The organism is Sphingobacterium sp. LZ7M1 (assembly GCF_024296865.1).
GTDB lineage: Bacteria > Bacteroidota > Bacteroidia > Sphingobacteriales > Sphingobacteriaceae > Sphingobacterium.
In genome coordinates this window covers 1860907-1884755 of the sequence record NZ_CP101134.1, presented here as the reverse complement: position 1 = coordinate 1884755, position 23849 = coordinate 1860907, and the positions used below count along the sequence as shown (strand labels likewise).

The 23849-nt window shown below is 37.5% G+C and carries 26 protein-coding genes; 10 read left to right on the top strand and 16 right to left on the bottom strand.

What is annotated here, in order from left to right; translation table 11 throughout:
• Positions 1-1115: 1115 nt before the first annotated feature.
• The 3 genes from NMK93_RS07980 to NMK93_RS07975 form a co-directional block, all read right to left on the bottom strand.
• Positions 1116-1334 (bottom strand): hypothetical protein, encoded by a 219-nt coding sequence (locus NMK93_RS07980; RefSeq protein WP_254529311.1) that lies wholly within the window; start codon positions 1332-1334, stop codon positions 1116-1118.
• An 82-nt stretch (positions 1335-1416) separates the two neighbouring features.
• Positions 1417-1647, bottom strand: coding sequence for an HNH endonuclease (locus NMK93_RS19800; RefSeq protein ID WP_368041474.1), 231 nt, complete (start codon positions 1645-1647; stop codon positions 1417-1419).
• Positions 1648-1664: 17 nt separating this feature from the next.
• Positions 1665-2312 (bottom strand): hypothetical protein, encoded by a 648-nt coding sequence (locus NMK93_RS07975; RefSeq protein ID WP_185217788.1) that lies wholly within the window; start codon positions 2310-2312, stop codon positions 1665-1667.
• A 195-nt stretch (positions 2313-2507) separates the two neighbouring features.
• Here NMK93_RS07975 and NMK93_RS07970 point away from each other — a divergent pair, with 195 nt between their 5' ends.
• A complete protein-coding gene (locus NMK93_RS07970; protein WP_185217787.1) occupies positions 2508-2744 on the top strand; it encodes a hypothetical protein in 237 nt (78 codons plus the stop codon).
• A gap of 167 nt (positions 2745-2911) precedes the next feature.
• Here NMK93_RS07970 and NMK93_RS07965 read toward each other — a convergent pair whose 3' ends face one another.
• Positions 2912-3322, bottom strand: coding sequence for a hypothetical protein (locus NMK93_RS07965; protein ID WP_254529310.1), 411 nt, complete (start codon positions 3320-3322; stop codon positions 2912-2914).
• Positions 3323-3930: 608 nt separating this feature from the next.
• Here NMK93_RS07965 and NMK93_RS07960 point away from each other — a divergent pair.
• The 3 genes from NMK93_RS07960 (at position 3931) to mobC (ending at position 7653) form a co-directional block, all read left to right on the top strand.
• Complete coding sequence (locus tag NMK93_RS07960) at positions 3931-4320, top strand: plasmid mobilization relaxosome protein MobC (protein WP_254529308.1); 390 nt, start codon at positions 3931-3933, stop codon at positions 4318-4320.
• The gene (locus tag NMK93_RS07955; RefSeq protein ID WP_254529306.1) at positions 4308-5597 is read left to right on the top strand and encodes a relaxase/mobilization nuclease domain-containing protein; all 1290 of its coding nucleotides are present in this window, start codon (positions 4308-4310) and stop codon (positions 5595-5597) included. Before NMK93_RS07960 ends, NMK93_RS07955 begins: the two co-directional genes overlap by 13 nt.
• A 67-nt stretch (positions 5598-5664) precedes the next feature.
• Positions 5665-7653 carry a conjugal transfer protein MobC gene (mobC, locus tag NMK93_RS07950; RefSeq protein ID WP_254529304.1) on the top strand — a complete coding sequence of 663 codons (1989 nt, stop codon included), beginning with the start codon at positions 5665-5667 and terminating at the stop codon, positions 7651-7653.
• A gap of 17 nt (positions 7654-7670) precedes the next feature.
• Here the strand turns inward: mobC and NMK93_RS19720 are convergent, their stop codons facing one another.
• Together NMK93_RS19720 and NMK93_RS07945 are read right to left on the bottom strand one after the other, a co-directional pair.
• Complete coding sequence (locus NMK93_RS19720; protein WP_261771997.1) at positions 7671-7802, bottom strand: hypothetical protein; 132 nt, start codon at positions 7800-7802, stop codon at positions 7671-7673.
• Between the two features lie 13 nt (positions 7803-7815).
• Entirely contained in the window at positions 7816-8130 is a 315-nt protein-coding gene (locus NMK93_RS07945; RefSeq protein ID WP_254529301.1) for a helix-hairpin-helix domain-containing protein, read from the bottom strand.
• A 508-nt stretch (positions 8131-8638) separates the two neighbouring features.
• On the opposite strand from NMK93_RS07945, the gene NMK93_RS07940 reads away from it, so the two are divergent.
• Positions 8639-8935 carry a hypothetical protein gene (locus NMK93_RS07940; RefSeq protein WP_254529299.1) on the top strand — a complete coding sequence of 99 codons (297 nt, stop codon included), beginning with the start codon at positions 8639-8641 and terminating at the stop codon, positions 8933-8935.
• 749 nt (positions 8936-9684) lie between these two features.
• On the opposite strand, the gene NMK93_RS07935 is transcribed toward NMK93_RS07940, so the two are convergent.
• Together NMK93_RS07935 and NMK93_RS19715 are read right to left on the bottom strand one after the other, a co-directional pair.
• Entirely contained in the window at positions 9685-10092 is a 408-nt protein-coding gene (locus tag NMK93_RS07935; RefSeq protein ID WP_185211806.1) for a hypothetical protein, read from the bottom strand.
• 2369 nt (positions 10093-12461) lie between these two features.
• The gene (locus tag NMK93_RS19715) at positions 12462-12590 is read right to left on the bottom strand and encodes a hypothetical protein (protein WP_302328339.1); all 129 of its coding nucleotides are present in this window, start codon (positions 12588-12590) and stop codon (positions 12462-12464) included.
• A 522-nt stretch (positions 12591-13112) separates the two neighbouring features.
• Here NMK93_RS19715 and NMK93_RS07930 point away from each other — a divergent pair.
• Both NMK93_RS07930 and NMK93_RS07925 read left to right on the top strand, forming a co-directional pair.
• Positions 13113-13739, top strand: a complete 627-nt coding sequence (locus NMK93_RS07930; RefSeq protein WP_254529294.1) for a hypothetical protein — start codon at positions 13113-13115, stop codon at positions 13737-13739.
• Positions 13740-13883: 144 nt separating this feature from the next.
• Complete coding sequence (locus NMK93_RS07925; RefSeq protein ID WP_254529291.1) at positions 13884-14543, top strand: DUF6766 family protein; 660 nt, start codon at positions 13884-13886, stop codon at positions 14541-14543.
• A 24-nt stretch (positions 14544-14567) separates the two neighbouring features.
• Here NMK93_RS07925 and NMK93_RS07920 read toward each other — a convergent pair whose 3' ends face one another.
• Positions 14568-14783, bottom strand: coding sequence for a hypothetical protein (locus NMK93_RS07920; RefSeq protein WP_093095729.1), 216 nt, complete (start codon positions 14781-14783; stop codon positions 14568-14570).
• A gap of 539 nt (positions 14784-15322) precedes the next feature.
• Here NMK93_RS07920 and NMK93_RS07915 point away from each other — a divergent pair.
• Both NMK93_RS07915 and NMK93_RS07910 read left to right on the top strand, forming a co-directional pair.
• A complete protein-coding gene (locus tag NMK93_RS07915) occupies positions 15323-15886 on the top strand; it encodes an RNA polymerase sigma factor (protein WP_093097722.1) in 564 nt (187 codons plus the stop codon).
• A gap of 53 nt (positions 15887-15939) precedes the next feature.
• Complete coding sequence (locus NMK93_RS07910) at positions 15940-16722, top strand: anti-sigma factor (protein WP_254771288.1); 783 nt, start codon at positions 15940-15942, stop codon at positions 16720-16722.
• Between the two features lie 548 nt (positions 16723-17270).
• On the opposite strand, the gene NMK93_RS07905 is transcribed toward NMK93_RS07910, so the two are convergent.
• The 7 genes from NMK93_RS07905 to NMK93_RS07875 form a co-directional block, all read right to left on the bottom strand.
• Entirely contained in the window at positions 17271-18098 is an 828-nt protein-coding gene (locus tag NMK93_RS07905) for a ferritin-like domain-containing protein (RefSeq protein WP_254529289.1), read from the bottom strand.
• 21 nt (positions 18099-18119) lie between these two features.
• Positions 18120-18839, bottom strand: coding sequence for a ferritin-like domain-containing protein (locus NMK93_RS07900; RefSeq protein WP_254529286.1), 720 nt, complete (start codon positions 18837-18839; stop codon positions 18120-18122).
• 774 nt (positions 18840-19613) lie between these two features.
• Entirely contained in the window at positions 19614-20111 is a 498-nt protein-coding gene (locus NMK93_RS07895; protein WP_254529283.1) for a GNAT family N-acetyltransferase, read from the bottom strand.
• Positions 20112-20182: 71 nt separating this feature from the next.
• A complete protein-coding gene (locus tag NMK93_RS07890) occupies positions 20183-20509 on the bottom strand; it encodes a 2Fe-2S iron-sulfur cluster binding domain-containing protein (protein ID WP_254529280.1) in 327 nt (108 codons plus the stop codon).
• Positions 20510-20582: 73 nt separating this feature from the next.
• Entirely contained in the window at positions 20583-20813 is a 231-nt protein-coding gene (locus NMK93_RS07885; RefSeq protein ID WP_254534199.1) for a thioredoxin family protein, read from the bottom strand.
• A 21-nt stretch (positions 20814-20834) separates the two neighbouring features.
• Complete coding sequence (locus NMK93_RS07880; protein WP_254529278.1) at positions 20835-21734, bottom strand: dihydrodipicolinate synthase family protein; 900 nt, start codon at positions 21732-21734, stop codon at positions 20835-20837.
• Positions 21735-21753: 19 nt separating this feature from the next.
• Complete coding sequence (locus NMK93_RS07875; protein ID WP_254529275.1) at positions 21754-22254, bottom strand: cupin domain-containing protein; 501 nt, start codon at positions 22252-22254, stop codon at positions 21754-21756.
• A gap of 99 nt (positions 22255-22353) precedes the next feature.
• Between NMK93_RS07875 and NMK93_RS07870 the strand changes: the two genes are divergently transcribed.
• Complete coding sequence (locus NMK93_RS07870) at positions 22354-23775, top strand: PLP-dependent aminotransferase family protein (protein ID WP_254529273.1); 1422 nt, start codon at positions 22354-22356, stop codon at positions 23773-23775.
• The last annotated feature ends 74 nt before the right edge of the window (positions 23776-23849 follow it).

Genomic DNA, 23849 nt, shown 5'->3' with positions numbered 1-23849 from the left:
AAACTCGAGGATTCGTTAAAAGACTTGACAAATTTATATAATATACATCATCGTAAATCCGATCATACTATTCAAATGGAAATGGGCATACCTTTAAATACAGATATTTTTGTCATTTGTTTTATAAATAAACTAGAGATAAAAATTTACAATTTATACATTTTAAGGGAAGATTGTAAATTATCAACTGATTATAAAATTGGAGAATTAGTTGAGAAAATAAAAAAGGATGTGCTATCGATTTAAGAGGATGAAACTCGTTAAATTTTAAAAAGGAACTATTCCTAAAATACTTCTATAATTCTACGCCATTTAAAATTTAAATTTTTAAAAAATTAGGTTCGTTTTGTGAGACAGATTCGACGATTATGCTAAAATCTCTATTTACTTGCTAGTTGTCAATTGTAGCACATAATTAAAATTGATTTAATCTATACATTACCTAAAAAGAATAGAGATACATTGTATTCATCTTTTAAATATCTAGCGAATCGTATTATTCTGTTTTGTGAATCTTGTCTATCAAAATCCTTAAAAAGGACTTCTTGACTAATTGAGTCAATCATATTTACATATTGGTATTGACTTACCATGTAACGCTCGTTGTAAGCTTGTTCAAAAATGTTACCAAGTTGAGTGGATAAACGATAGTCATCTAGAATAATAGTACCACTATGCCACGCTATATTTGTTCCTCCTTTGGTAAAAGAGTAATAGTGATCCGAGCTTGTCACTTCTTCATGGGAAGGTATAGAAACATGAGATCTAAGATATGGTATTAAACCTAGTTCATGCTTAAAATTACCAGACCTAATGTCCAAATCGTTATAATGAAATGGGTAAAAATTGAAAAGTCGATGCAAAATATTGACATCTAATAAATCGTTGTATTCTTTATTAGAAAGTGTAAGCAGCGCTACATAAAATGCGTATTGTATAGGTGGGCTATGTAATTTCCTCAGAATATTATGCTGAAAATCGGTAGCACCCTTTGCTTTTCTTCGTAGCTTAAAATATAGGATCGGGTCGGAATTTATATTGTTCTTTTTTCGAAACGTTCATATTTTTTGTAAGCCTCTGTTTGGAGAAAGTAATGAAAATGATTTAGTTAATGGTTAAAGACCTTCTGAAACTTTAAATTGTAAATATATTGGAACGAATCTATCAAATAATTTATCTGCACCTGTTTGTTGCTCACTAACTGCTTTCAAACGATATCTTTTTGACCAGAGAGGTGTTATATAGCCAAGGTAATTAGAAACATCTGATTCAATTTGACTTTCAGATAGCTCACTTACTAATTTGTAATTCTTTTTGACTGTATTTTTGTACATAAAACTGTAAATTTCAGTTAGATTGTTAATGTTTTTCTTTGTTTTGTGAGAAAGATTATATAAATATCATTTCATTGATTGTTCAAAGATTTTCAACATTGTTACGACGAATAGCCACCAATGACTTCAATTCTTCTATTGTGTAAAATCCGCTATCTATATTTTTTCGATGCAACATCCGATGACAGTTCGAACAAACTAAAGCCAAATCATCAAGGGTAGTTGTTCTTTTTCCATGTTTAGCGATTGGAAATATATGATGACACTCTATAAAACCCTTTCCATGAATTCCGTATAAATCGCTAAAATTCACAGAACAAACATCACATGTTAGCTTTCCAAATGATTCTGCTTCTTCCTTTTCTTTCTGATTATTCTTTGATCCCTTTCGTAGTACTTATGTTTTTTTAAAAGATATCTTTCTTCACCTTCTATCGCAGTATTTTCAGTATCCCAGCCAGGATGTTCTATGATGGTTGTAATGTTTTTTAAACCTAAATCTTTCTCTTTAAATAAACCTAATAATAACTCTTGTTTTTCTCTGACTGGTAATACCATATCTGTACCTTTATTCGGTTTGATAAGGTCAATATCGCAGGTCCATCCTCGATTTGGTTCTTGGAAATTCAGGTATTTCGGCTTCGAAACCCATGGTGTATCACAAGCAACAACGGTTACTAATCTTTTTACAGGGTGCCCATCTGTTTCATCAAATATAACAATGTCGTCAATAGGTGCGACAATATGTGAAAGATATGTTCCAGGCATACCAATGCTCGTACTATTGATACTTTGAACTAATAGAATTAAATCATTAACCACTGGTTTTTTAGCACTTGATATGCCCATTCTATTTTTTTCAATAGGATAATTGAGGTAGAAAGTATCACCAACTTGAAATTCAGAATATGCTAGTGCTTTTCCTTTATCTCTAGTAACGTTCTTAGTCCATTTTAGATCGTCTGCTATAAAGTTCATAAAAACATTTTATGTTAAATATATCTATATTAAGGAATACGGGAAAGTAATTTTTAATTATCTTAAACCCTGTAGTAGATGGTGATAAAGAATGTTTTTAACTACTTTATTATCAATGGCTTTTATTTTTTTTAAGAAACTATTAAAATGTACTCAAATTTAATTAAGCGTATCAGCGACAAAAGGTTTGTTTGTATGCGTGATCTGAATGACGATAACGTGGACCTTATTGCGTACAATGTAAACATGATTAATCGGTATAATGGGAATGCTGATTTAAACGTATCCACAGTGGATTATAATGAAAACTTTGAATACCTTTTGAAAAAAGGGTGGCAAGAGGACATGGGACTTTACGATTCTCTTATTCACGAATACAATTTAAAAAATCCCTCACAACTACTTAAAAAATGGTTTTCAGCAGCAAAATAAAAAAATCTTTTTTTTAGATTCTATACTAGTTAGATCACTGATTACAATATTTTAAGAAAGATTGCCTTTACTATTCACTTTGAGCTATTTTCTGCTTTAAATCTGCAGAATTCCAATGATTATTAAGGAAATAATTGCCCTATAACGCAAATGCTAACACTAAAAATTTATATATCGTGTTTGATATTGCACATAAATTCGATCATGTGAAGCTTATAACCATTTAAAATTGAATACAAATTTTTCCCTAAATAAAACATGTTATAAGCATAGTCAACCCTATTCTGAATTGAAAATTCTGTAGTCTCAGCAAACCTAACTGACATAACAAATTCATTATCAGATCTTGTGAAATCTGTATTGAAATCAATATGTTCATTTGAAAAATGAATAAACCCACTTGAATTTTCATATTTTAATCTAAATCCTGGATACCTTTTGTCCAGAACAGTTGATAGGTAGTAGTCTGTCATTTTATTCCCGTGGCTATCCTTTATATTTCTTGAAGATTCGCCATTAATAATTCGGTTATATAGATCTAGTCTATCGGTAACTAAACTAAGTGCAGTTAGTCTCATACAGTTATCTGCTTGAATTCTTATCAGATTGATAGCCGTTATCCAATTTTTATCATTCGATAAATTTACGAAACCTTTATTTAATTTAATCGCTCGATGGATAATAGCTGAAACAAAGTGTGTTGGCTTAGATAGTAGATTTTTCTGTAATTCGTTCTTAAAAATGTCAATTCCGATTTTATTGCGGAAAATGGGATCAATGAATTAAGAAAAATTCCTATATTTATGTAATATTAATTGCAGCTAAAACATATATCAAACCAGTGAGTGATTCGGTGAGTCTGGAAAGCGAATGTTGGTAAAAAACTGATAAAGAGATTATTGTCTATTAGGTACTATTCCCCTACGAACTAAAATCTGAATTAAATAATCATATTAACTTTTTTCTATTCTCTGTCAGGGTATTTTTTCAGAATAATCATCTTCAAATTTTATTGAGGTAATTCTTTTCTAAAATATATGTTTTAGATTTACTCAAAGAGATTGCTGTATCTTTTGCAATCGGCAAGATGTCCGGTTGTTAAACAACCGCAATAATAAACTTGACTCGAAACTCGTGGTTTTGTGGATTTAGGTGTTTTGATGGAATTGTGCAGAAAGGGAATGTAATGGATAGAAAAAATCAAAATAGAAGCAGAATCGTTGGTGTTCGGTTAACAGTTTCTGAATTCCATAAATTGGAGCAGCAGTGGCGAGGTTCAACCTGTAGAAAACTGAGTGAATATGCTCGTTCGGTTTTGTTAGGCAAGCCAATTATAAGGTCTTATCGCAATAAGTCCTTGGACGAGAGCATGACCCTGCTCATTCAGCTTCGTAATGAACTCAATGCCATTGGAATCAATCTCAATCAGTCGGTAAAGAAGCTGCATACCTTCTCTCCTCAATCAGATATGAAGCCTTGGATCCTGAATCATCAGCTCCAGGCTAGGTTACTTTCCAATAAACTAGCGGAGATTAAATTGCTCATTCAAAAGATGGGGGAAACATGGTTGCAGTGATCAAGACTGGAAGTTCCATCCGCCGGATATTTTTGTACAATGAAAACAAAATTGAGCTTGGAGTGGCAAGGTGCCTCTCCGCTATAAATTATCCGATGGAGGCGCACCAGATGAATGCCTCCATGCGGTTGAATAGGCTCTTGCAACAAGCTGCTTTAAACAGTAAGGTTATGCGCAATAGCGTTCACATTTCCTTGAACTTTGATCCGACCGAAAAGGATCTATCTGATGATAGGTTGATCGAGATCGCTAAACGTTATATGGAAGGGATCGGTTTTTCGGATCAGCCCTTTCTCATTTACCGGCACTTTGATGCTGCACATCCTCATATTCATATAGTAAGTATCAAGGTACGCTCAGATGGAAGTCGCATCGACATGCACAACATGGGCCGCAACCAATCCGAAAAGATCAGGTCTTTGATTGAGCGGGAATTCAATTTGGTCAAAGCAGGTCAAAGTACGCAGAAGTTGTCGCATATTCCCAAAGGTATTGATCTCGCCAAGGTGCAATATGGACGGAGTGAGACCCGAGCAGCCATTCAGCATGTATTGGAGGAGGTACTGAATTCCTACAGCTTTAGTAATCTCCATCAGTTGAATGCCATTCTTCGACAGTTCAATGTGCTAGCAGACCGAGGAAGCGAACGGTCTAGGATCTTTACCAACAAGGGTTTGCTGTATCGTCTAATGGATGAGCATGGTAATAAGGTTGGCGTCCCAATCAAGGCTAGTGATTTATTCAGCAGACCCACATTAAAGAATTTACAGGGTCGCTTTGAGCAAAAGCAATCATATCGAAAGCAGCACAAGGAACGGATAATATACTCCATCGATAAGGCCATGCTGGGGCAATTTAAGGATATCGAGGAATTTAAGGAAAGACTTAAACGACAGGCCATTCATGTGGTGCTCCGAGAAAACGCCAGTGGGGTTGTTTATGGCATTACCTATGTAGATCACAAGAACAAGTGCGTATTCAATGGAAGCGAGCTTGGCAAGCAATACAGTGCCAAGGCTATATTAGCACGATTGGCTGATCCAGCCCTTGAGAAGAATTCCATAAAGCACCAGGACCGTCCTTTCGTTAGGTTGAATATTGCCCCAGCTCGATCCGATCCAAATAAGGTTAATGGTAGGCCTGGAATTACGATGAAGGTTGTTTCGATAGCTAAGAACCCTTTTGAAACACTTTTCAATTTCCCAGATTCCGCAGATTACATTCCCCATACCTTTAAGAAACGTAGGAAAAAGAAGAAGCGAAAAATCCAGTATTGATGGTTTGAGAAGGGATGATTTAATAGTTGTATAATAAATGAGCAATAGATAAATTAAATGACCGAGCATGGCACTACAGACCGGAGAAAATGAACAGGCACTTCGAAAGATAGTCGACCTCACACGTTGGATAGCAATCGGACTGCTCCTGATTCACTTCTATGCGAAAGGATACAATTGGTTTAGGGAGTTAGGTTGGCAACATGCGTTCACCGATAGCATCATGCTGATGCTGCATAGGACCGGTCTTTTCAGCAGCATGCTGACCTCGAAGATGCTCGCACTGGGATTTTTATTGATTTCCTTGATGGGTGCAAAAGGAAAAAAAGATGAAAAAATCACATATCAAAAACCCATTGCCTATATATTAATCGGGTTATTATTATATTTCTTTAGCGATGTAGCTTTCCAAATACCGCTTACTTATGAGCTTCGGTTATATGGATATATGTTGCTGGCAAGCTGCGGCTTTTTGACCTTTCTAATGGGCGGTACTTGGATGACTAGGGTAATTTCTGCTAAAATAGTCCAATCCGACATTTTTAACAGGGAAAATGAAACCTTTCCACAGCATGAAGAACTCCTGGAAAATGAATATTCCATTAACCTGCCGGCGACCTACCTATTAAAGAATAAGGTGCGCAAAAGTTGGGTCAACATCATTAATCCATTCCGAGGGATATTGGTTCTGGGAAGTCCAGGTTCAGGTAAGTCCTATTTCATCATTCGGCATATTATCAGCCAGCATATTCAAAAAGGATTTTCGATGTTCATTTATGATTTCAAGTTTGATGATTTGACGACCATTGCCTATAATCATTACTTGAAGTATTGCAGAACTAACGCAAGTCCCTTAAAATTTTACAGCATCAATTTCGATGACCTGAGCCGGTCGAGTCGTTGCAATCCCCTTGATCCTAGCTCCATGATCGACATTACTGATGCAGCGGAAAGTGCTCGGACAATTCTTTTGGGACTGAACCGGGAATGGATAAAGCGCCAGGGAGATTTTTTTGTCGAGTCGCCCATCAATTTCCTGACGGCCATCATTTGGTATTTACGGCGGTATCGACAGGGGGAATTTTGTACGCTTCCCCATGCCATTGAACTGTTGCAGTTAGATTACGACTCCTTATTTTCACTTCTGCGCGCCGATAGGGAAATCGAGGTACTCGTCAATCCCTTCATCAACGCTTACCTTAATGATGCCATGGAACAACTCGAAGGACAGATTGCATCGGCCAAGATTGCTTTGGCAAGGCTCTCCTCCCCCCAATTATATTACATCCTTTCGGGAAATGACTTTACTTTGGACATCAATAACCCGCAGGAGCCTAAATTAGTGACCATGGGTAACAATCCCCAGAAAATTCAGATCTATGGAGCCGTGCTTTCCCTGTACATCAACCGATTGGTCAAATTGGTCAATCAGAAAGGAAAGATCAAGTCAAGCTTGATCTTTGATGAGTTTCCAACAATATACCTCAATAATATCGATAGTCTGATCGCAACGGCCCGCGACAATTTAGTCTCCACCAGCATCGCCATTCAGGATCTAAGTCAACTGCGCAAGGATTATGGCCGTGAGCAGTCCGACGTGATCATGAACATATCTGGAAACGTGTTGTCCGGGCAGGTAAATGGAGATACGGCAAAACAGCTTTCCGAGCGTTTCGGAAAGATATTGCAGGACAGGGAAAGCTATTCGCTGAACAGTGCCGACACTTCGATCAGTCGTTCCAAGCAGCTCGAATATGCTATTCCGGCATCTAAAATCTCTTCGCTGAGTTCCGGTGAGTTTGTGGGCATGGTTGCCGACAATCCAAAAAGCAAGATAATGCTCAAAGCATTTCATTGTTCCATAATCAATGATCATCATTTATTGGAAAAGGAGATTAAAGATTATAAAAAGATACCAATCGTTCGCCAGCTAACCACTGAGCAGGTAATCACAAACTTCAATCAGATAAAGAAGGATATCGAAGATTTGGCATTCCATGAAATGAGGCGCATTTCCGATAGCCCTTCCCTGGCCTATTTATTGGTTAAGAAATAATTGGATGTAAAGATGTGTCAATATTGACCGAAGAAAGTCCATTTTAATGCGATATAGGAAACCGGGATTTGAGATGAGCTTCTCAATTGTTTATCCTCGCCTGAATCGTGATCTTTTTTTGAACATAATGATGTTAATTTCTTTTCCATAATGAAGATTTTTTCAGGGAGCCAATTTTAGATTAAACTGCCTCAGAAAATCATAGATTTGGTAGCCCCTCCTTTTACCAAAAGATTTTATTCTCAATAGATCGGTTATGGATTTACTGCATAAATCACCTACCGTATTTATTCCATGGTCATTTAAAAGGGTTACTAATTGTGGGTCTAAGGAAAACTGTTCATTAAAAAGGTCTACTCCATACAGCAGCTCTTCATTTCGCCGCTGAATAAAGTCCAACAATTCCGATATGGAGACCATGTGTTCTCCCCTTGCTTGAAGTTCTTTCAATTTGGATATGATTTCTGAGGGATTCATAATCAATTCTTTAGGTAGAGAACTTAAATTTAAGGAATCTATTTAGAAATAGAATATTTTTATGGAAGTATAATTATTAAGCGAGACAAAGAGCTGAAAATCGCTGAAAACGTTTTCCATGTTTTTGGTTTAAAGAAACTTAAAATAAAGGATGGGAAAAACCTGATCAGAATTGTTACTTCCATAATACTTAAACCTGATTTTTGAAGGTTTTGGATTATGGCATATCGAAATCATGCCTAGTTCATGGTTCCGGTTTAGATCTTGGCAACCCTTTTGGGTATATTAAAATTCACCAGAATGCCTATCTAAAGAAATTGTGAAAGCTTTGGGGCAATTGCATGACTAATATTCAAACATTTCAAGGTGAATGGACAAAATTACATTAAAAAATTACACGACAACCACCTACGATATTGGTATCATTTGAAAAAAAAAAAAAAAAATAGGTTTAAATTAAATCTGTTGTATTTATTTCTAATTTTAAGGTCTTAACTGGTTTTAATTTATGAAAAAACTCATGTATTTACTCATGTTGCTTTTGCTAGGCTTAAGTTCATGTAAGAAAGATGAAACATTTAACGAAATGGAAACATTTGTCATCAATGGTGAAACATTTAGTGTAAGTGAAACTAGAATGAGGCTTGCAGTTATTTTGGATATTGATGAGAACAGATTAACTTATATACCGGAGAAGGTTGCATTTAAATTGGACACCCGTAATGATCAGGATCTTATATATATCGAACCAATTATTGAGTCGATTAAGAATGTTAAGGTACCAAAAAGTCAATCATATCCTTAGGCTTTTTTATTTAATGATTTGTAAAACCAAATTTTCGAAGTAATGAAAATCGATTTCAATATTGTGATACTTCTCTTTTCCCTTTCCTTATTTTCTCAATTATGCAAAACTTCATAGGGAATGATAGTAGAGGAGGTTAAGAAAATGAACCTTCTTTACTGATCCAGGAATATAAAGGAGATTTAAAATACAATGTTGATCTAGATGATCTTAAATGTGGGGGAGAATATATTTTTGCAAAAAACAAGTTAATTTGGATTAAGTACAGATTAAGCCCTGTCGTACAGGAAATAACGAAAGAAAATCAAACAGGAATTTGTGTTAAGCCCTAAAGAATATCCAGCAGAGATTTGGAGATCCCAGAATTAGAGAAAATGAAAAATTACATATTTGGTCTCTTATTGACTTTTCAATTAAGGCATCTAATAAAAGATTTCTTGTATCCTAATCTAATATTAGGTTTTTGTTTTGAGTTCCCTTGGTATCCTTTCAGCTAAGCAAGTATTTACTGGCTTCATTTATTGCCTATATCCAACCATTTAGCACAGAGCCGTACCGCATCCCTTAACATATACCGCACACATTGAACTTAGCCGTCTTAATTAGAGAACACTCCACTGGGAGTATTCTATGCCCTTTGAAGCATGCTATAACTACGATTTTTCAAAATCATTCATATTATTGCAACTAATTAAAATAAAAAATCTACTTTTTATTGTAGGATATAGCTTACCACGTCTTTCTAATTTTTATTCCAATTTATCATAAAATTGAGTACCGATCCTCAAACCATTTCCTTTTTCTCTCCAAATTCTAACAAATCCATTGGAACTCCATTCGGGATTCCTTCCCGGAACATACATGAAGTTTTCACCTTGCCATAGATTCTCCCCCATATATTTGACGTCTGCTACAACATGAAATCCCTTTGCGCCAGGAGGAAATGCAGTGCCGACCTCGTCTATTTCCACATAGCCCCATTTTAAACCAATATCATAATGCATATCTATAATAAGTCCCGTTTGGGTATGGATATATCTTCCATTTGCTCTTGCAGCTGGCTCGATATCGGATTCATTGTCCTCTGGTTCACAGGAGAAAAACATGGCTATCAATACTGTAAAAACAACCATGCAGGTGATTCTAATTAATTTCATAAAATTGGTTTTGGGACGAATTTAGAAAAAGTTCCTAAATCGGGATATACCCAATCTTAGGTATTTTATATGCCTGAGATTTACATGGCCTCCACCTAAGTCCAGAGAACCACCATAAAAGTAAACTATTTAAAAACCTTTTCTTATATTGGTTGTTAAGTAAAATGCATAAATAGCTAAATAATCCCAATAATCGGTTTTTAATTGGGATAGTATCTTTCCCCGGACCGGTCATTTGTCCGGGGATATTTTGTGTGTATTGGAATTTCATGTATTAGGGTTAGGGTGGTAATTCTCGTTCAATGCTGCAGTAGTTTTCTAACATTCGCTGCTTTTTTTTACAATTGGTATTTTCTTAAAAAAAAGCTGGTTAAAATTACTGGTTCCTCGTGAGAAAAACTTTTCTAGTGATTTTATCCCTTCTATTTATCCATGCTGTTCCTATCATGGTTTATAATTGCTATATATTTTTAGTAGTTAAACTTGTAAAACATTTTACCCTAAATTATTGCCATTCATAATCGGACCTTCTCCATTTGGGCAATTGTCATTTCGCAACGTTAATTCACCATTCTTGTGTAATTAGCTGTTTTATTGAACCTGTCCCGTAGTACGTTCGTTCCGCATTTAACACGCTTCCTCACTGCTAAGAGGAAGGTTAGTGAATAATCTTTGCCAATCCACAGAAACCGCGAACTTTGAAGTCTTTCAATGCAGTTGGAAAATAGAACTCTTATGTTTCTATCAGATCTGGATTGGCTCCCATTATTCGTAGCAGATCATTAATTCTCTCCTTCCATTTTATTTCCTTTTCACCTGATTTCATTTTTCCACTAATTAATTTTATATTTATTTCCTCAGCTTTATAAATTATAACTATTTGGCCCAATAGATAGTAGCTATTGGGCTTTTTATTTTTTATTCTCTATATTTAAGAACTTATATTCTACTTCCCCAAAGTAGGATGTTTTCATAGATAGTATACCCAATGACGAATTCGTTATTGGGTTTATTATTTTTAAGATCTTTTGCTTAACTTTAAATCAATCATAGATAGTTTATTGATAAGACATGCCCAATGGATAGGGGAAATCCATTGGGTTTTTTGTCTTTATCTATACTCTGAACCATATTTATTTTTGTTATTTTTGCCCATTCAGGGTACTTCCCGGGGCGTGATTTTTAACCCAGCGGCAGGATGCCGTTGGGTTTCTTATATTTAATCCCTATCTTTAATCTTCAGGCATGCAAACCCTTCATAAGGTTTAATTTAGGTAGCCCAGTAATTCCTGTTACTGGACTTTTGTTTTTAATTTGTAACTTCATTACACCAATCTATCCCAATTAGAAGGATTTCGTATTCCGAGCCCAGCAGTCTATATGTTGGACTTTTTATAATATTTTATTATTTTGGGGCGGATTTTTAAGAATCTAAACAATTAGCGATATGCCCAGTGACTTATGATGCTGGGCTTTTTGTTTCATGTTCCCGCACCATCATATTTTTATATCAGCCCCTTCCAAAATAGGTGCTTGGTAATTTTAATTTATTACCTTTATTGCTTTAACGGCACCACGCATGTCGTTTCTCGGTTAATAAGTGCACCCCTCAACCACTCATAGTTGAGGGGCTTTTTTATACCCTTATCAAAATAGTTGCTCCCCATTTAATGACCAAACCAATTCTTTTCCCGATCAATCCGATGAAGTCAAATGACGTCCTTAAAATATGGGTCGCTTTATACACGGTCATTTGTCGGAAAAATACCAGGTGAACAGGAAAGCTTTAGTTGGTAAGTTTGAAGGGACCACCCGGAAAACATTTGAGACTTTGCCAGGCGTGCTGAAATTTTTATAACCGGAGATGTGGCTAGAGAAAGGACAACGGGATTGTAGCCATTTTACCCTACCAAGAAAGACATGTCAACAATAAATTGACTGTTACTTAGATGGATCAAATCGGCCTCATTCAGAGCAATTTATACACTGGAATACCTCTCAGGTCAATATTAAGGGCAATGGTTGCTTGATCGTGCAGTAAAGGAATTTTTGCCAACACCAGCTAATCTAATATTTATGAAAACATCGCCATAATAAGCCATTAGATATAATTTGCCATCTATGACACCCTCCCTCACCGTTCTGGTAATCTTCCTGATCCAATCATATTCCAGAGCTACCCATAATCCGGCAGACCGAGCCTTGCTGCCTCCTACAGTACCGAAAATTAGCGGCTAGAGATGCTCTAATATCTGGATGCCTGCCGTAGCTGTCAGCTACCTGTGCCAATGCACAAAATCGTTGAACCATCCCTAGGAAACAAATGCATCGTTTATGCCTTTGATCAGCCTTGTGTTGTAAGTATGATATTATTGTTCAAGAATCCGTATTCCCACTGATAGGTCAATTTCTTCCAGATTTAATCCAACCTGTCCAAGCTGTTGTAAGATCTGCGATATTCGGTCGGTGTAGATCTCATCCTCATAATCGTGGCGCATAGAGCTCTTTTCTGCCAATCTTCCCTTGACGGTCGCGCCCACCTGATTGGAGACTTCTGATGAACATGTGTGTGGATAACGTCACTTTAGACCATTTCCCCCTGACCTTGACCCCTTCATTCCGATACCAAGGGACCACCAAGCGATCAGGACTATCCCAAAGGCCAACCTATTTTGTTGACGAATAACGCACCTTTATCCGGAGCCTTCGTTTCTTCGACATGGTGGGCCTGTTTTTATTTCCTACAGTTTGAATCTTTAGATAAAATTGATTCCTAATATCAATTAAGAAAATTAGCCTTCCGGTCTATGTTGATAAAGTGGATGACAAAAAATCATTGAATCAAAGACAATACAGAAATATAACCCTCTACAATATAACCCTCTACGCCGAATTTTTTTTGTTTCTCACCTTTCTTTAATGGGAATAGAGTTTTTTTTTATTGTAATTTAAAAAAAAAACAGTTTTACTATGTAGCATTCAAGATAAAGGTTTCGTTTCATCCAGAAACCAGATCTAAAATGAAAAATAAAGCATTCACCACCTTTACACTTTTTCTATTATTACTATCAACCATTTTTTTCAATAGCTGCGACAAAGAAGGAAATCCCCTGCCAGATGATAGGTATGTCGAAATAGCTTATAATGGAGAAACCTTTATTCAACAAGGAAGGGCATTTGACTTGAACTATCGCAGTGGGCCAAAATTTGATTATAATTATCATAACCTGCCCCAATATGCAAATGGAGTTAGGTATATTACATTACATGCTTCCTTGAAAAAGAAAGGTTCAAAAGAATCTCCCATACATACTATCTTTGTAAAGATTCCTGTCGGTAAGGAGATCCTTCTGAACCATGAGTATGTTATCAGATCACTCCCAGGGAAACAGATAATTAATAAAATGGACGATTATATATCAATTAATGAAAGGGAGAACCTTTCATTTATTAGATATAATCCATACTTAGATTATTCTCAATACATTTTTGGTGATGGTAAGGTCTATTTTACCAAAATAACAAAGAAAGAAAATGGAGCTGAGGATATTGAAGGCACTTTTGAATTCACGATTCCATCGTTTGCGGAAGACGAGGGATTTGATGTAGTAAAAGGGAAATTCAAGCTTTATCTTAATAAAATCTAATGTTGAATATATTTGTTGAGTTTTAATCCCCTCCCTATCCGAGGGGATTTTTTTATACCATTAACCAGCCAGCTTATCAAAAAATAAAAGTTGCCTAAACCAATTATTGATCTAAATGTTCCTTATATATATCTAATAATGTAAATGAAAGCAAATAGAAGTTTTTTTTACAGGAATTCATTATTAATCGTTTTTATTTCTTTGTTCTTGTTGGCCCTGATTGGTCAGATTTACTTTGGTTGGAAGGAAAGTGTTAGTGAATATCAAAAACATGGGAAGGAACTTTTATTTGGTGATTATTTATTTTCTGGCCATTTTATATCAGCGACATTTGAAAATTTTCAAAGCGAATTCCTTCAGATGGCGCTTTATGTTATACTTACTATTTTCCTTCGCCAAGTTGGATCAGCTGAATCAAAGGAAATAGACAAAAAAGAAGAGGTAGATCGGGAACCCATTTACAGACCAGGCGCTCCAGCGCCAGTGAAAAGTGGCGGATGGAGACTCTTAATATACAAACACTCACTTTCTATTGCGTTTTTGATTCTTTTTATAGCATCTTGGGGATTACATTTATTCGGCAGTTATAAGGGGAAAATGGAGGAGAATGCACTTGAAGGTAAGCCCTCCATATCGATAAGTGATTATTTGACTGAACCCACTTTTTGGTTCGAAACTTTTCAGAATTGGCAAAGCGAATTTCTATCGGTTGCTTCAATAGTTATATTAACAATTTTTCTTCGTCAAAAAGGCTCACCAGAATCCAAACCAGTTGACAGTCCACATTGGAAAACAGGAAAATAGACTTTATGCTGTTTCAAACATAGATTACCTAAAAAGATGCTTTAAACCCCTTTCGGTAAGCTCAAAGTCATAAGGATAATCAAATTGTATATATTTATTTAATGGAACGATCATTTTCTCCTCCAGAAGAAATGTTAGATCCTCTGTAAAATTTTCAAAAATTTCCAATTCAAAGATTGGTTTACCAGTATATAACCTGAATAATATTAAATCCTTTATAGGCAATGGAGTTTCCATCATATATTATTGAATCTGACAAAACAACAAGAATCTATATTAATATAAAAATGTCATAAACCTAACCCACTATGTTGAGAAATTGTTTTTAGAAAATTAATAAATCAAAATATTAATATAAGGTAAACATCCATTCGCATGAATGGATATTTACGTATAGCGTGAAAAATGAACCAATTGTTGTGCTTTTAGGCTCTTTAATCTTCCTTTTCTGCCTGTGGATTTATGGGATTTTTCAAAGGTTTAGTTATGGAAAAATATATTGTAGAAATTAGTTAACTCAAGTTACAAATCCACTTCATTGGTGGATAATGAGCAACCATATTCGACATTCCTGAAGTAAAGCTTGTTTTATGCAATAATTTTATTGAGGTTCATTTTAAATTAAACACAATCTATTCACTGCTGCCGGGGTAGTGTTTTTTTTTCTCCGGGGCTCAAATCCTGTGCCCATTGAACAATCCATTATTAAACTCTATTGGAAAAAGGATCACATTCAATTATATTTTTGTATATTCGATTTCGCGTATAGAATATACCACTTGAGTCCAATACAGCACTTATCTGAAGATACACTAATCGATTTATTGAAGAAAAGAGATCGGCGTGCGTTTAATTATCTATACGATAATTATGCAGGCGCATTATACGGTATCATAATCCGCATTGTAATACATAAAGAATATGCAGAGGAGGTAATACAGGATGTGTTTGTCAAAATATGGAAGCACGTCGACTTATTTAATCAGGACAAAGGCAGGCTGTACACCTGGATGATAAACATTGCACGCAATGCTTCCCTGGACTACCTTAGATCAAAGGGTGTTCAGAACGAACAAAAAAACCAATCATTTCCAGATATCGTAAATAATAAAGAAAGTCATATTTTTGCGAGTACTGACCAAGCTGATAAGTCTGATTATATTGGTTTTGGTACCGTGCTGGATAAATTAAAACCTGAGTGGAGAAAGCTCATTGAAATGGCATATTATCACGGTTATTCGCAGCAAGAAATCGCCGACCAACTTCATATCCCGCTAGGTACGGTGAAAACAAGGGTAAGGTCGGCTTTAATTCAGTTACGTGAGATTTTGAAAGAACAATAATAGATTTGAACATTAAGGAATACATATCGTCTGGGATTATTGAATCATACGTTTTGGGGCTCGCCACCGAGGAGGAAGTGGGCATCCTGGAATGCATACGTAAAAATTCACCAGAAGTCCAACAGGCGATTCTTGATGTGCAATTACTCCTGGAAGATCTGGCTAGCAATGAAGCCATTGCTCCCCATGAAGATATTAAACCATCGATATGGGATCGATTGTCCACATTAACAGTGGAGGAGCAAGCCACTCTCTCTGCTACCGTCAACGGCAATACTCAGATTGAAGGCAAAGAAATGGAAAAGAGAAATACTCTTCCGAATTTGGGAACAAAAAGATGGATGCCATTGACCATAGCAGCTTCAGTCCTATTAATCCTAAGTTTAGCCTCGAACATTCTACTCTTGAACTATAGGGAAAGAGATCTAGAAAAAATGCAACAAGCAATTTCTTCAAATCAAGAATCCCTAGACAAGTTGAAAGATGTAAACGAACGTTGGCAAATAATACAACGTCCTTCGGTTGAGACCATCACCTTGCATGGTATTGAAAAGTATCCTGAGGCCAAAGCGGTTCTCTTTTGGGACACTAAAACTTCCGATGTTTTTTTATCTGTATCAAACCTACCCCTGGTACCTTCAGGAAAACAGTACCAACTTTGGGCTATTGTTGATGGTCAGCCAGTTGATGCAGGACTACTCCCTCTTTCCAATGATCATTCCATGGTGAAAATGCACCATATTGACAAGGCAGAGGCTTTTGCAATAACATTGGAAAATGAAGGAGGCAGTTTAGTACCGACCCTTACAGAAATGTATGTGATGGGAAATATTTAGTCAGCAAAAATTACCGGGTAAATGATAACCAGTTCACAGAGAAAATTAATTTAAACATTATGGTTAATTTAGAAAATTGTAAAACGTTTAGGTCTATAGAAAAATTCATAAGCTTTTTTAATTTATCAGGATTTATTTGGCCCTAGAAGATATTGATGTTTATGGAATATTCTCGAAAAACTCAACAGAACTGAAGGACATCTACTTACTAATGGTAGATAAAAAGAAAACCAATTCTATTTGAGAGGAAATTATAAAGTTTAAGTTTACCACAAACTATTGATAATCCAAAAAGTTTATTATCATAGGAATAAGCGGTGAGTTATATTTTCTTTATGCTATTGCAACTAACAAATTAAAGTGCAAAAATATTATGCAGATCCCCATCAACTTTTCCATGGTAGCTAAAATGATAGAAAATTAGCATATTGAATGTTTTAGTACATGTTATTACGTATTTAATCCCAAAGAATAACACAATCTATTATGTTACCAATTAAAGCCCGCACCTTCCGATACGGGCTTACCGTTACATCAAATCAACCCTACTATTTTATGAAAAGTTTCGCGATATCTAGAACAGCTGAAGCAGACAACGGTTCGTCAAACGATTGTGTCGCAGCGGCAGTGGAAATTTTACCACCTATTCCTGGCAACATTGTTATATCCACATCAGCCTGAACTTTGTTATCTTCCCCCGCATAAACTGGATCTACGGCAGCGCCTATGCCTGAATCGTTTGCTCCTGTTATCCACGGTTTCTGATCGGCTGCAGCTCCTCCTCTGGCCTTGCGCATCTGTCGGATATGGGAGGCATGCCTAGCCTCTGCCGAATGGATCTGCAATGCTGCCGTTAACACAACTTGATTACCCTTTAATAGGCCGGCCTGTCCTTTGTATGCACGTACACCGGTGTCCTCAAAGGCTTGGGCAAGCGCAAGAAAGGTGTCATAATTACTGAAAACATTGGGAAAAGCACCTCCAGCTGTAAAATCGAATATTGGTTTGGAAACCGCTTTCTCTCCAAGTACCTGTTTTAAAAATGCCACATGGGCAACTTCATGGTTGCGAATGGTTGCAATAGCCCCCGCGGGTTTGCCTGAGGGCACTAAATTTGATGCTGCTGCACCTTTTGTATAATACTCCGCTTCAAGGTATTCAAGCGTTAGCGCATAGTTCAGAACACCGTTCACATCGGTAGGTGCCTGGCCATAGCCACGTTTAAAAAGATCGCTAAGTACAAAGGGCATCGCGGCAATGCTCACCTTTTTGCCAAAGGACATCATATTTCGGATCGCCCGGCGACGAGGGCTCACTCGCTCGTCGAACTCTGGATCGACTTGCATAATCTGGTCAAAGATGTTAAATAAATTCATTTTAATAAATTTTAAAGTGGATTAATAGGTTGGTAAATCTCTTACATCTATCTTAGATTTAATAAATGGGGCTGCGATTTCCAATACTTTCGTCGGACTATAGGCAAGGTCCAAACCCTGATTATCAATTACCTCGCTGTTGGCAAAAGTACCGTTGTCAATTAAATCGCGAACTAAAGCTGCATGCCTAGCTTCCACCGAGACAATTTTGCCTGCCAAAACCAGATAGGCTTCATTCTTGATTAACCATCCTGCTCCGTTATATGCCGACACGCCCAAATCTTCAAAAGCCTTGGCCGTAGCCAACACGTTTGCACGATTGGAGAAATTGATGCCCGAAAAATTGAATTCCAAATTCGCAATAGCGCTCTTTCCTAATGCGGTTTTGAAAAACTCCCGATGGGCAATTTCATGGTCACGGATGTCACTAAATAACATCGTCTCCCAATCGCTGATTCCGCTATAGGGTTTATTCATGACCTCTATATAAAATGCTGCCTCTAATTGCTCCAGGGCATATGCATAGTTCAATATAGCAATATCGCCGCTACCGAAATACAATCCATTACCGCTCATATCCGGTCCGTGGTCGTCTTTCTGGCACCCGACCAATCCAAATGCTGCTATCCCAACAGCACCGGCTCCGGCAATCTTCAGAAAATTCCTTCTGCCTAATCGCTCGCTTATTTGTCGATCATTCTCTTCAATAAAGCCCTCTTGTTTAGTGGTTGTTTCTTTCATAACCTATTTGTTTTTTGTTTATAATGTATCGTTAGGTTATATACGAGAACTCCTAGGTTTCGGATTTATTTTTTCTATTTTTAATCACCCCCCTTGTATCATGACTAAATCTTCTGTTTGTAACTCAATAATTGCTAAGTTTATGTTACTACATTGAATGTGGATAATATCATCATAAATAAAAGGTATAATGTAAAAAAGGCAAGCATTCTCTTTCCCTCTAAATCATTTTACAGAATGGGGCATACTGTTGAACGTAAACCTTCGGGTACGTATTTCAATCCTGTTTAAAAAGTTGATCTGATTGATCGCGATGATGAGGTGTACTACCTGATTTCTGAATCAAACCCATTCAAATTATGAAAGGTTTTATCTCTCCAACCATGGACAGCGATATGGTTAACTTCTTCCACCATCACCAATACGGCTTTCTCTGCTACGGTAAAAAGTTAACTCACTTGCCATGCTGACAGTGCATAGATTGGCTGTTCCGTTTCCCTTGTTATTCGTGCCTCTTGGGTATGGACTTTAATGCACTAGGGACATTTATTTATTTGGGATGCACGAATTTTTTCAACCCCTTTGCTTGTTATATTCAGATCGAAATTTGAAAGGTATTTTTCCATTTCAAATAAGATCTGGTTGCTTGAGGTTCTAGTTCTCTGATGTTGATCCGTTGTTTCCATTTCAATTTTTGTATTTTTTGGAATTTTGCTGCACGAACCGCAATAGCATTTTTTGTATAGGGCAAACCGCTCAAGTTTGCCCCTTTTCTTATTTCCACCAATAGTAATAGTTGTGGTTGGCATCATATTCAAATCCGCAACGTGGATATAATCTGTTGCCTATATCATTTGTCTTTTCGGTTTCAAGCATCAATCCGCAAGCACCGGTTTCATCGCACCATTGCTTAGCTTTATCTATCAGCGCTACCGAAAAGCCCTTGCCTCTGTAGTCGGGATGAACAAACAAATCGCTCAATAGCCATTGCTTGGCCAATTTGATGTAATGGTAAAGTTTGTACAACTGGACAAACCCAACTGCAGTGCCATCGGCATAAACCACAAAAATGTGGGATTGATCGTTTTCCATCCGGTCTTGAATGAACTTTTTGCACTTTTCATAATCGTCTTGCTGTCGGTAGAAGACCCGATAGCGATTGAATAACTCTGCTGTAGCGTCCAAATCTTCCAGACCTACTTTCCTGATGTTGATCTCCATTTTGTTAAGATTAAATATTTGCTCAAAAGTATCCGATATCCGTTTTATCATGGCGGTACAGTTTATGGATAATTAGGTAGTCCAGGCCAAAAAGTGGTAACCGTACAGTTGTTTTAGTACGATTAGAACTCGTCATAATTTATCTTTATCCTCGTACTTATGGGCATTGCTACACAGGCCAAGATCAGGCCTTGCTGTATGTGGGTTTCAGACAGGACAGAATTTCTCCTTAAACGTACCTCCCCTTTCTCCAATTTACAAGTACAGCTGCCACATCTTCCACTGCCACAAGAATACGGTGCGTCAATCCCAGCATGCAGCATGGCAGACAGCAAAGGCATCTGCTTATTCCATGGGATTTGGTATGTGGTGCCATTGATGGTCACGGTTACTTTAACCTTGTCCGATGCCTTAGCATCTGGATGATTGTTTTTTGAATGTGGATTCATATGGTATATCATTTAGCTGTGGACAATGATCTATAGGCCCGAAAAATTCACATCTTCGGGCTATAGATAGTTATTACCTTAGCTCTTCTATGAAAGCCCCAAAGTTAATATGTAATACATTCCCATTGGGGAGAACTAAGGCTGGAACAGATTTTACACCTGATGCCGCCGCTTCGTCTACTTTAGATCTTTCCATACCCAAATGGATTACCATAATCTGACCTTCGGGTATGAGGGTCAAAATGTCCTGTTCCGCGCTTATGCATACAGGGCAACCTGCGTGATAAAAAATTGCTTTTTCCATTTTACTTTGATTATATGACATTTAATATTGGTATACTTCATTGTCTATTTTTGAAAGTATCCTGTCGAGTTCTGCTACTTCATCTGTATCAAGGGGTTGCAATGGGCTTTTGAATCCCCCTCCGCCAACTCCCAATAGATCTAGACCTGCCTGGATGGAACGGGGCAAACCTTTGGCAACAATGAATTTCAACAGGTCAACCTGTTTGTAGAATACCTGCTGTCCTTTTTCAAGATCATTTTCCTGTATGGCATCATAAAGAGCTAGATTGAGTTCTGGTATCAGATTCGGCGCAGCCGTACACCATCCTCTTGCACCTGCTGCAAAAGCGGATAATGCCAAGGGATTGGAACCGTTGAAAAAAGCCACTCCATCGCCTAATTCTTTTCTTAAAGAATGCATACGTAGAATATCACCCGAACTTTCCTTAATCATCGTAACATTTGGGATTTCTAACAAACGCTTCAAAAGTGCTGGGGACATATCCACGCCACTGGTGGCAGGGTTATTATAGGCCATAATCGGAATGGAAATCTTAGACGCAACAGTGTCATAGTGTTTTGCAATTTCATCATCGCTCAATTTCCAATAACTCATAGGGATAACCATTACGGCCGTGGCACCGGCTTTTTCGGCAAATTGCGCATGGTAAACAGTTTTCTCCGTGGTAAGGTTTGAAACACCGACCAATGTTGGTACTCTGCCGGCTACCTGTCGTAAGCAGGTTTCGGTCAAAGACTCTTTTTCATCATCGCTGAGGTAAGGCATGACACCCGTACTTCCCAATGGCGCAATGCCGTGAGAACCTACCCTAATCAAGCGTTCCACTTGTTTTCTGAATAGTGGGATATCAATATTCTCGTTGTTGTCGAATGGTGTAACCGGATATGCAATCACACCTTTAAATGGTACTTCATTCATTTCTTATCTCGATTTAAGGTTAAAAATCTCTTCCCTCTTCTTCACGTAATGCCACACCTAGGTTTTGAAGTTGCGGGGCATTCTCACAGGCGATGTATTTTGCAGCCTCGACTTCGCTTAGGTTGTGGTGCTGGTGCCAAGCCCAAGATGGAATGTAAACTGCATCCCCGGCTTGCCATTCTACGATTTCATCTTCTACAAGCGTTGATCCTTTTCCCTCAAGCACATACAAAATGGTTTCGTATGTATGGCGGTGTTTGTGAGTTTTTTGTCCTGGCAACAGGCCACCTATGGTCATGCTTACGTTTTTGCTTGGCAGGTCCACAAAGAAAACTGGGTGCTTTCTTTCTTCCGAAAACTGATTGTGGATACCTGCATTTTCAACATTTTTGTGGATGAGGTGTGAGGTTCTAACAAAGGATGGTCTTGCAAAGGTCTGATGGAAATCCTTTGAGCTGAACTGTTTCTGTTCTGCGTGGATCGATTTTTTTACTTCTGTGGCAGTTTCTAATTTTGACATAATTAAATTATTTATTGTTTATTGCAATATTGCTATACAAAAGTATCGTACATTTGGACCATTAAAATGATACAGTTTTTATATAATTAGATAGTCCAGATGCTGAGAGGTTGGAAATTTGAAATACTATTAGATGGAAAATCAGATAAAGCCATCTATCTGCAGATAGCCGATGCCATTATAAATGATATCCAATCCGGCAGGTTAATGCCAAGCGAGGCGCTGCCCGGAAGCAGAAAACTTGCACAGCTCTTGAAGGTCAATAGGAATACCGTTGTAGAAGCATTGGACGTACTGATCATGGAAGGCTGGTTAACTCCCAAAGAGAGACAGGGTACCTTTGTGTCCGATACCTTGCCCGATTTTATGGGAGGCAAAAAAACCAAACGTGGCACTCTTAATGCAAAAAATGCCATAAACAAACATTATCATTTGCAGTTTGATGATGGAAGCCCAGACAGTAAAATTGCTCCCATCACAGAATTGGCAAGGGCTTACCGCCAGATCTTCAACCAAAAAGCACGTTGGCAAATGATGGGATATGGCAACGAATTAGGTGATCTGGAATTTCGAAAATCCATAGTGCAAATGCTCAATCACCAGAGAGGCATGCAGGTCAATCATCATAATATCTGTATCACCCGAGGCAGTCAAATGGCGATGTATCTGACAGCTCAATATCTGTTTACAGAAAATGATTATGTAATCGTTGAAAACCCAGGATATAAGCCTGCTTGGTCCGCCTTTGAGAATGCAGGGGCAACATTGTTGCCGGTAGGCGTAGACAAGGACGGCTTGCTGATCGAGGAGGTTATTGCCTATCTGAAATCGGGTAAAAAGGTAAGGGCAATTTACGTTACCCCACACCATCAATATCCCACCACTGTGACATTGAGTCTGAAGAGAAGGTTGGAATTGATACAGCTTTCCAACGAATACGGTTTTACGATTATCGAGGATGATTATGATAACGAGTTCCATTTTGGTTACCGCCCTGTATTGCCTTTGTCAAGTTTCGGCGAACTGAAAAATTATGTATATATAGGCAGCATGAGCAAGGTGGTTGCGCCTGCCCTTCGCATAGGTTATTTAGTAACCCATGACGAAGCCCTGATGGAGAGGGTAAGTAGTTTGCGAAAGATTATTGATGTTCAAGGAGACAGTATTATGGAACAGGCAGTTCTGCAACTTATCAAGGATGGCACCATAAAACGCCATATCAAAAAGGCGTCTCACCACTACAAAGCCAAAAGGGATTTTATGGCCGGTTTGCTCAAAAAATACATGGAGGACAGAGCAACTTATTCAGTTCCCGAAGGTGGTTTGGCTTTCTGGATTGTACCCAATAAGTCCATGGATTGGTCCCAAATTCCCAAAAAACTTAATAGCAAGGGAATCAAGATCATCAGTCCCGATACCTATAGCTTCAATGAGACCATATATGGTATCAGGTTAGGCTATGGTTCACTTTCTGAAAAAGAGCTGGAAGAGGGCATAATTGCCCTACAAGAAATCCTATAACAAGTGGAAGATGTCGACATAAAAAACTCCAATTCACGGTACTTCTTGATATACGCCCAGGCTTGTTTTCAAAA

Coding starts and splice junctions, on each gene's coding strand:
- NMK93_RS07980 (WP_254529311.1), bottom strand. CDS start 1,334: ATGTACAAAAATACAGTCAAAAAGAATTACAAATTAGTAAGTGAGCTA.
- NMK93_RS07975 (WP_185217788.1), bottom strand. CDS start 2,312: ATGAACTTTATAGCAGACGATCTAAAATGGACTAAGAACGTTACTAGA.
- NMK93_RS07970 (WP_185217787.1), top strand. CDS start 2,508: ATGCGTGATCTGAATGACGATAACGTGGACCTTATTGCGTACAATGTA.
- NMK93_RS07965 (WP_254529310.1), bottom strand. CDS start 3,322: ATGAGACTAACTGCACTTAGTTTAGTTACCGATAGACTAGATCTATAT.
- NMK93_RS07960 (WP_254529308.1), top strand. CDS start 3,931: ATGGATAGAAAAAATCAAAATAGAAGCAGAATCGTTGGTGTTCGGTTA.
- NMK93_RS07955 (WP_254529306.1), top strand. CDS start 4,308: ATGGTTGCAGTGATCAAGACTGGAAGTTCCATCCGCCGGATATTTTTG.
- mobC (WP_254529304.1), top strand. CDS start 5,665: ATGGCACTACAGACCGGAGAAAATGAACAGGCACTTCGAAAGATAGTC.
- NMK93_RS19720 (WP_261771997.1), bottom strand. CDS start 7,802: ATGGAAAAGAAATTAACATCATTATGTTCAAAAAAAGATCACGATTCA.
- NMK93_RS07945 (WP_254529301.1), bottom strand. CDS start 8,130: ATGAATCCCTCAGAAATCATATCCAAATTGAAAGAACTTCAAGCAAGG.
- NMK93_RS07940 (WP_254529299.1), top strand. CDS start 8,639: ATGAAAAAACTCATGTATTTACTCATGTTGCTTTTGCTAGGCTTAAGT.
- NMK93_RS07935 (WP_185211806.1), bottom strand. CDS start 10,092: ATGAAATTAATTAGAATCACCTGCATGGTTGTTTTTACAGTATTGATA.
- NMK93_RS19715 (WP_302328339.1), bottom strand. CDS start 12,590: ATGCGCCACGATTATGAGGATGAGATCTACACCGACCGAATATCGCAG.
- NMK93_RS07930 (WP_254529294.1), top strand. CDS start 13,113: ATGAAAAATAAAGCATTCACCACCTTTACACTTTTTCTATTATTACTA.
- NMK93_RS07925 (WP_254529291.1), top strand. CDS start 13,884: ATGAAAGCAAATAGAAGTTTTTTTTACAGGAATTCATTATTAATCGTT.
- NMK93_RS07920 (WP_093095729.1), bottom strand. CDS start 14,783: ATGATGGAAACTCCATTGCCTATAAAGGATTTAATATTATTCAGGTTA.
- NMK93_RS07905 (WP_254529289.1), bottom strand. CDS start 18,098: ATGAATTTATTTAACATCTTTGACCAGATTATGCAAGTCGATCCAGAG.
- NMK93_RS07900 (WP_254529286.1), bottom strand. CDS start 18,839: ATGAAAGAAACAACCACTAAACAAGAGGGCTTTATTGAAGAGAATGAT.
- NMK93_RS07895 (WP_254529283.1), bottom strand. CDS start 20,111: ATGATAAAACGGATATCGGATACTTTTGAGCAAATATTTAATCTTAAC.
- NMK93_RS07890 (WP_254529280.1), bottom strand. CDS start 20,509: ATGAATCCACATTCAAAAAACAATCATCCAGATGCTAAGGCATCGGAC.
- NMK93_RS07885 (WP_254534199.1), bottom strand. CDS start 20,813: ATGGAAAAAGCAATTTTTTATCACGCAGGTTGCCCTGTATGCATAAGC.
- NMK93_RS07880 (WP_254529278.1), bottom strand. CDS start 21,734: ATGAATGAAGTACCATTTAAAGGTGTGATTGCATATCCGGTTACACCA.
- NMK93_RS07875 (WP_254529275.1), bottom strand. CDS start 22,254: ATGTCAAAATTAGAAACTGCCACAGAAGTAAAAAAATCGATCCACGCA.
- NMK93_RS07870 (WP_254529273.1), top strand. CDS start 22,354: ATGCTGAGAGGTTGGAAATTTGAAATACTATTAGATGGAAAATCAGAT.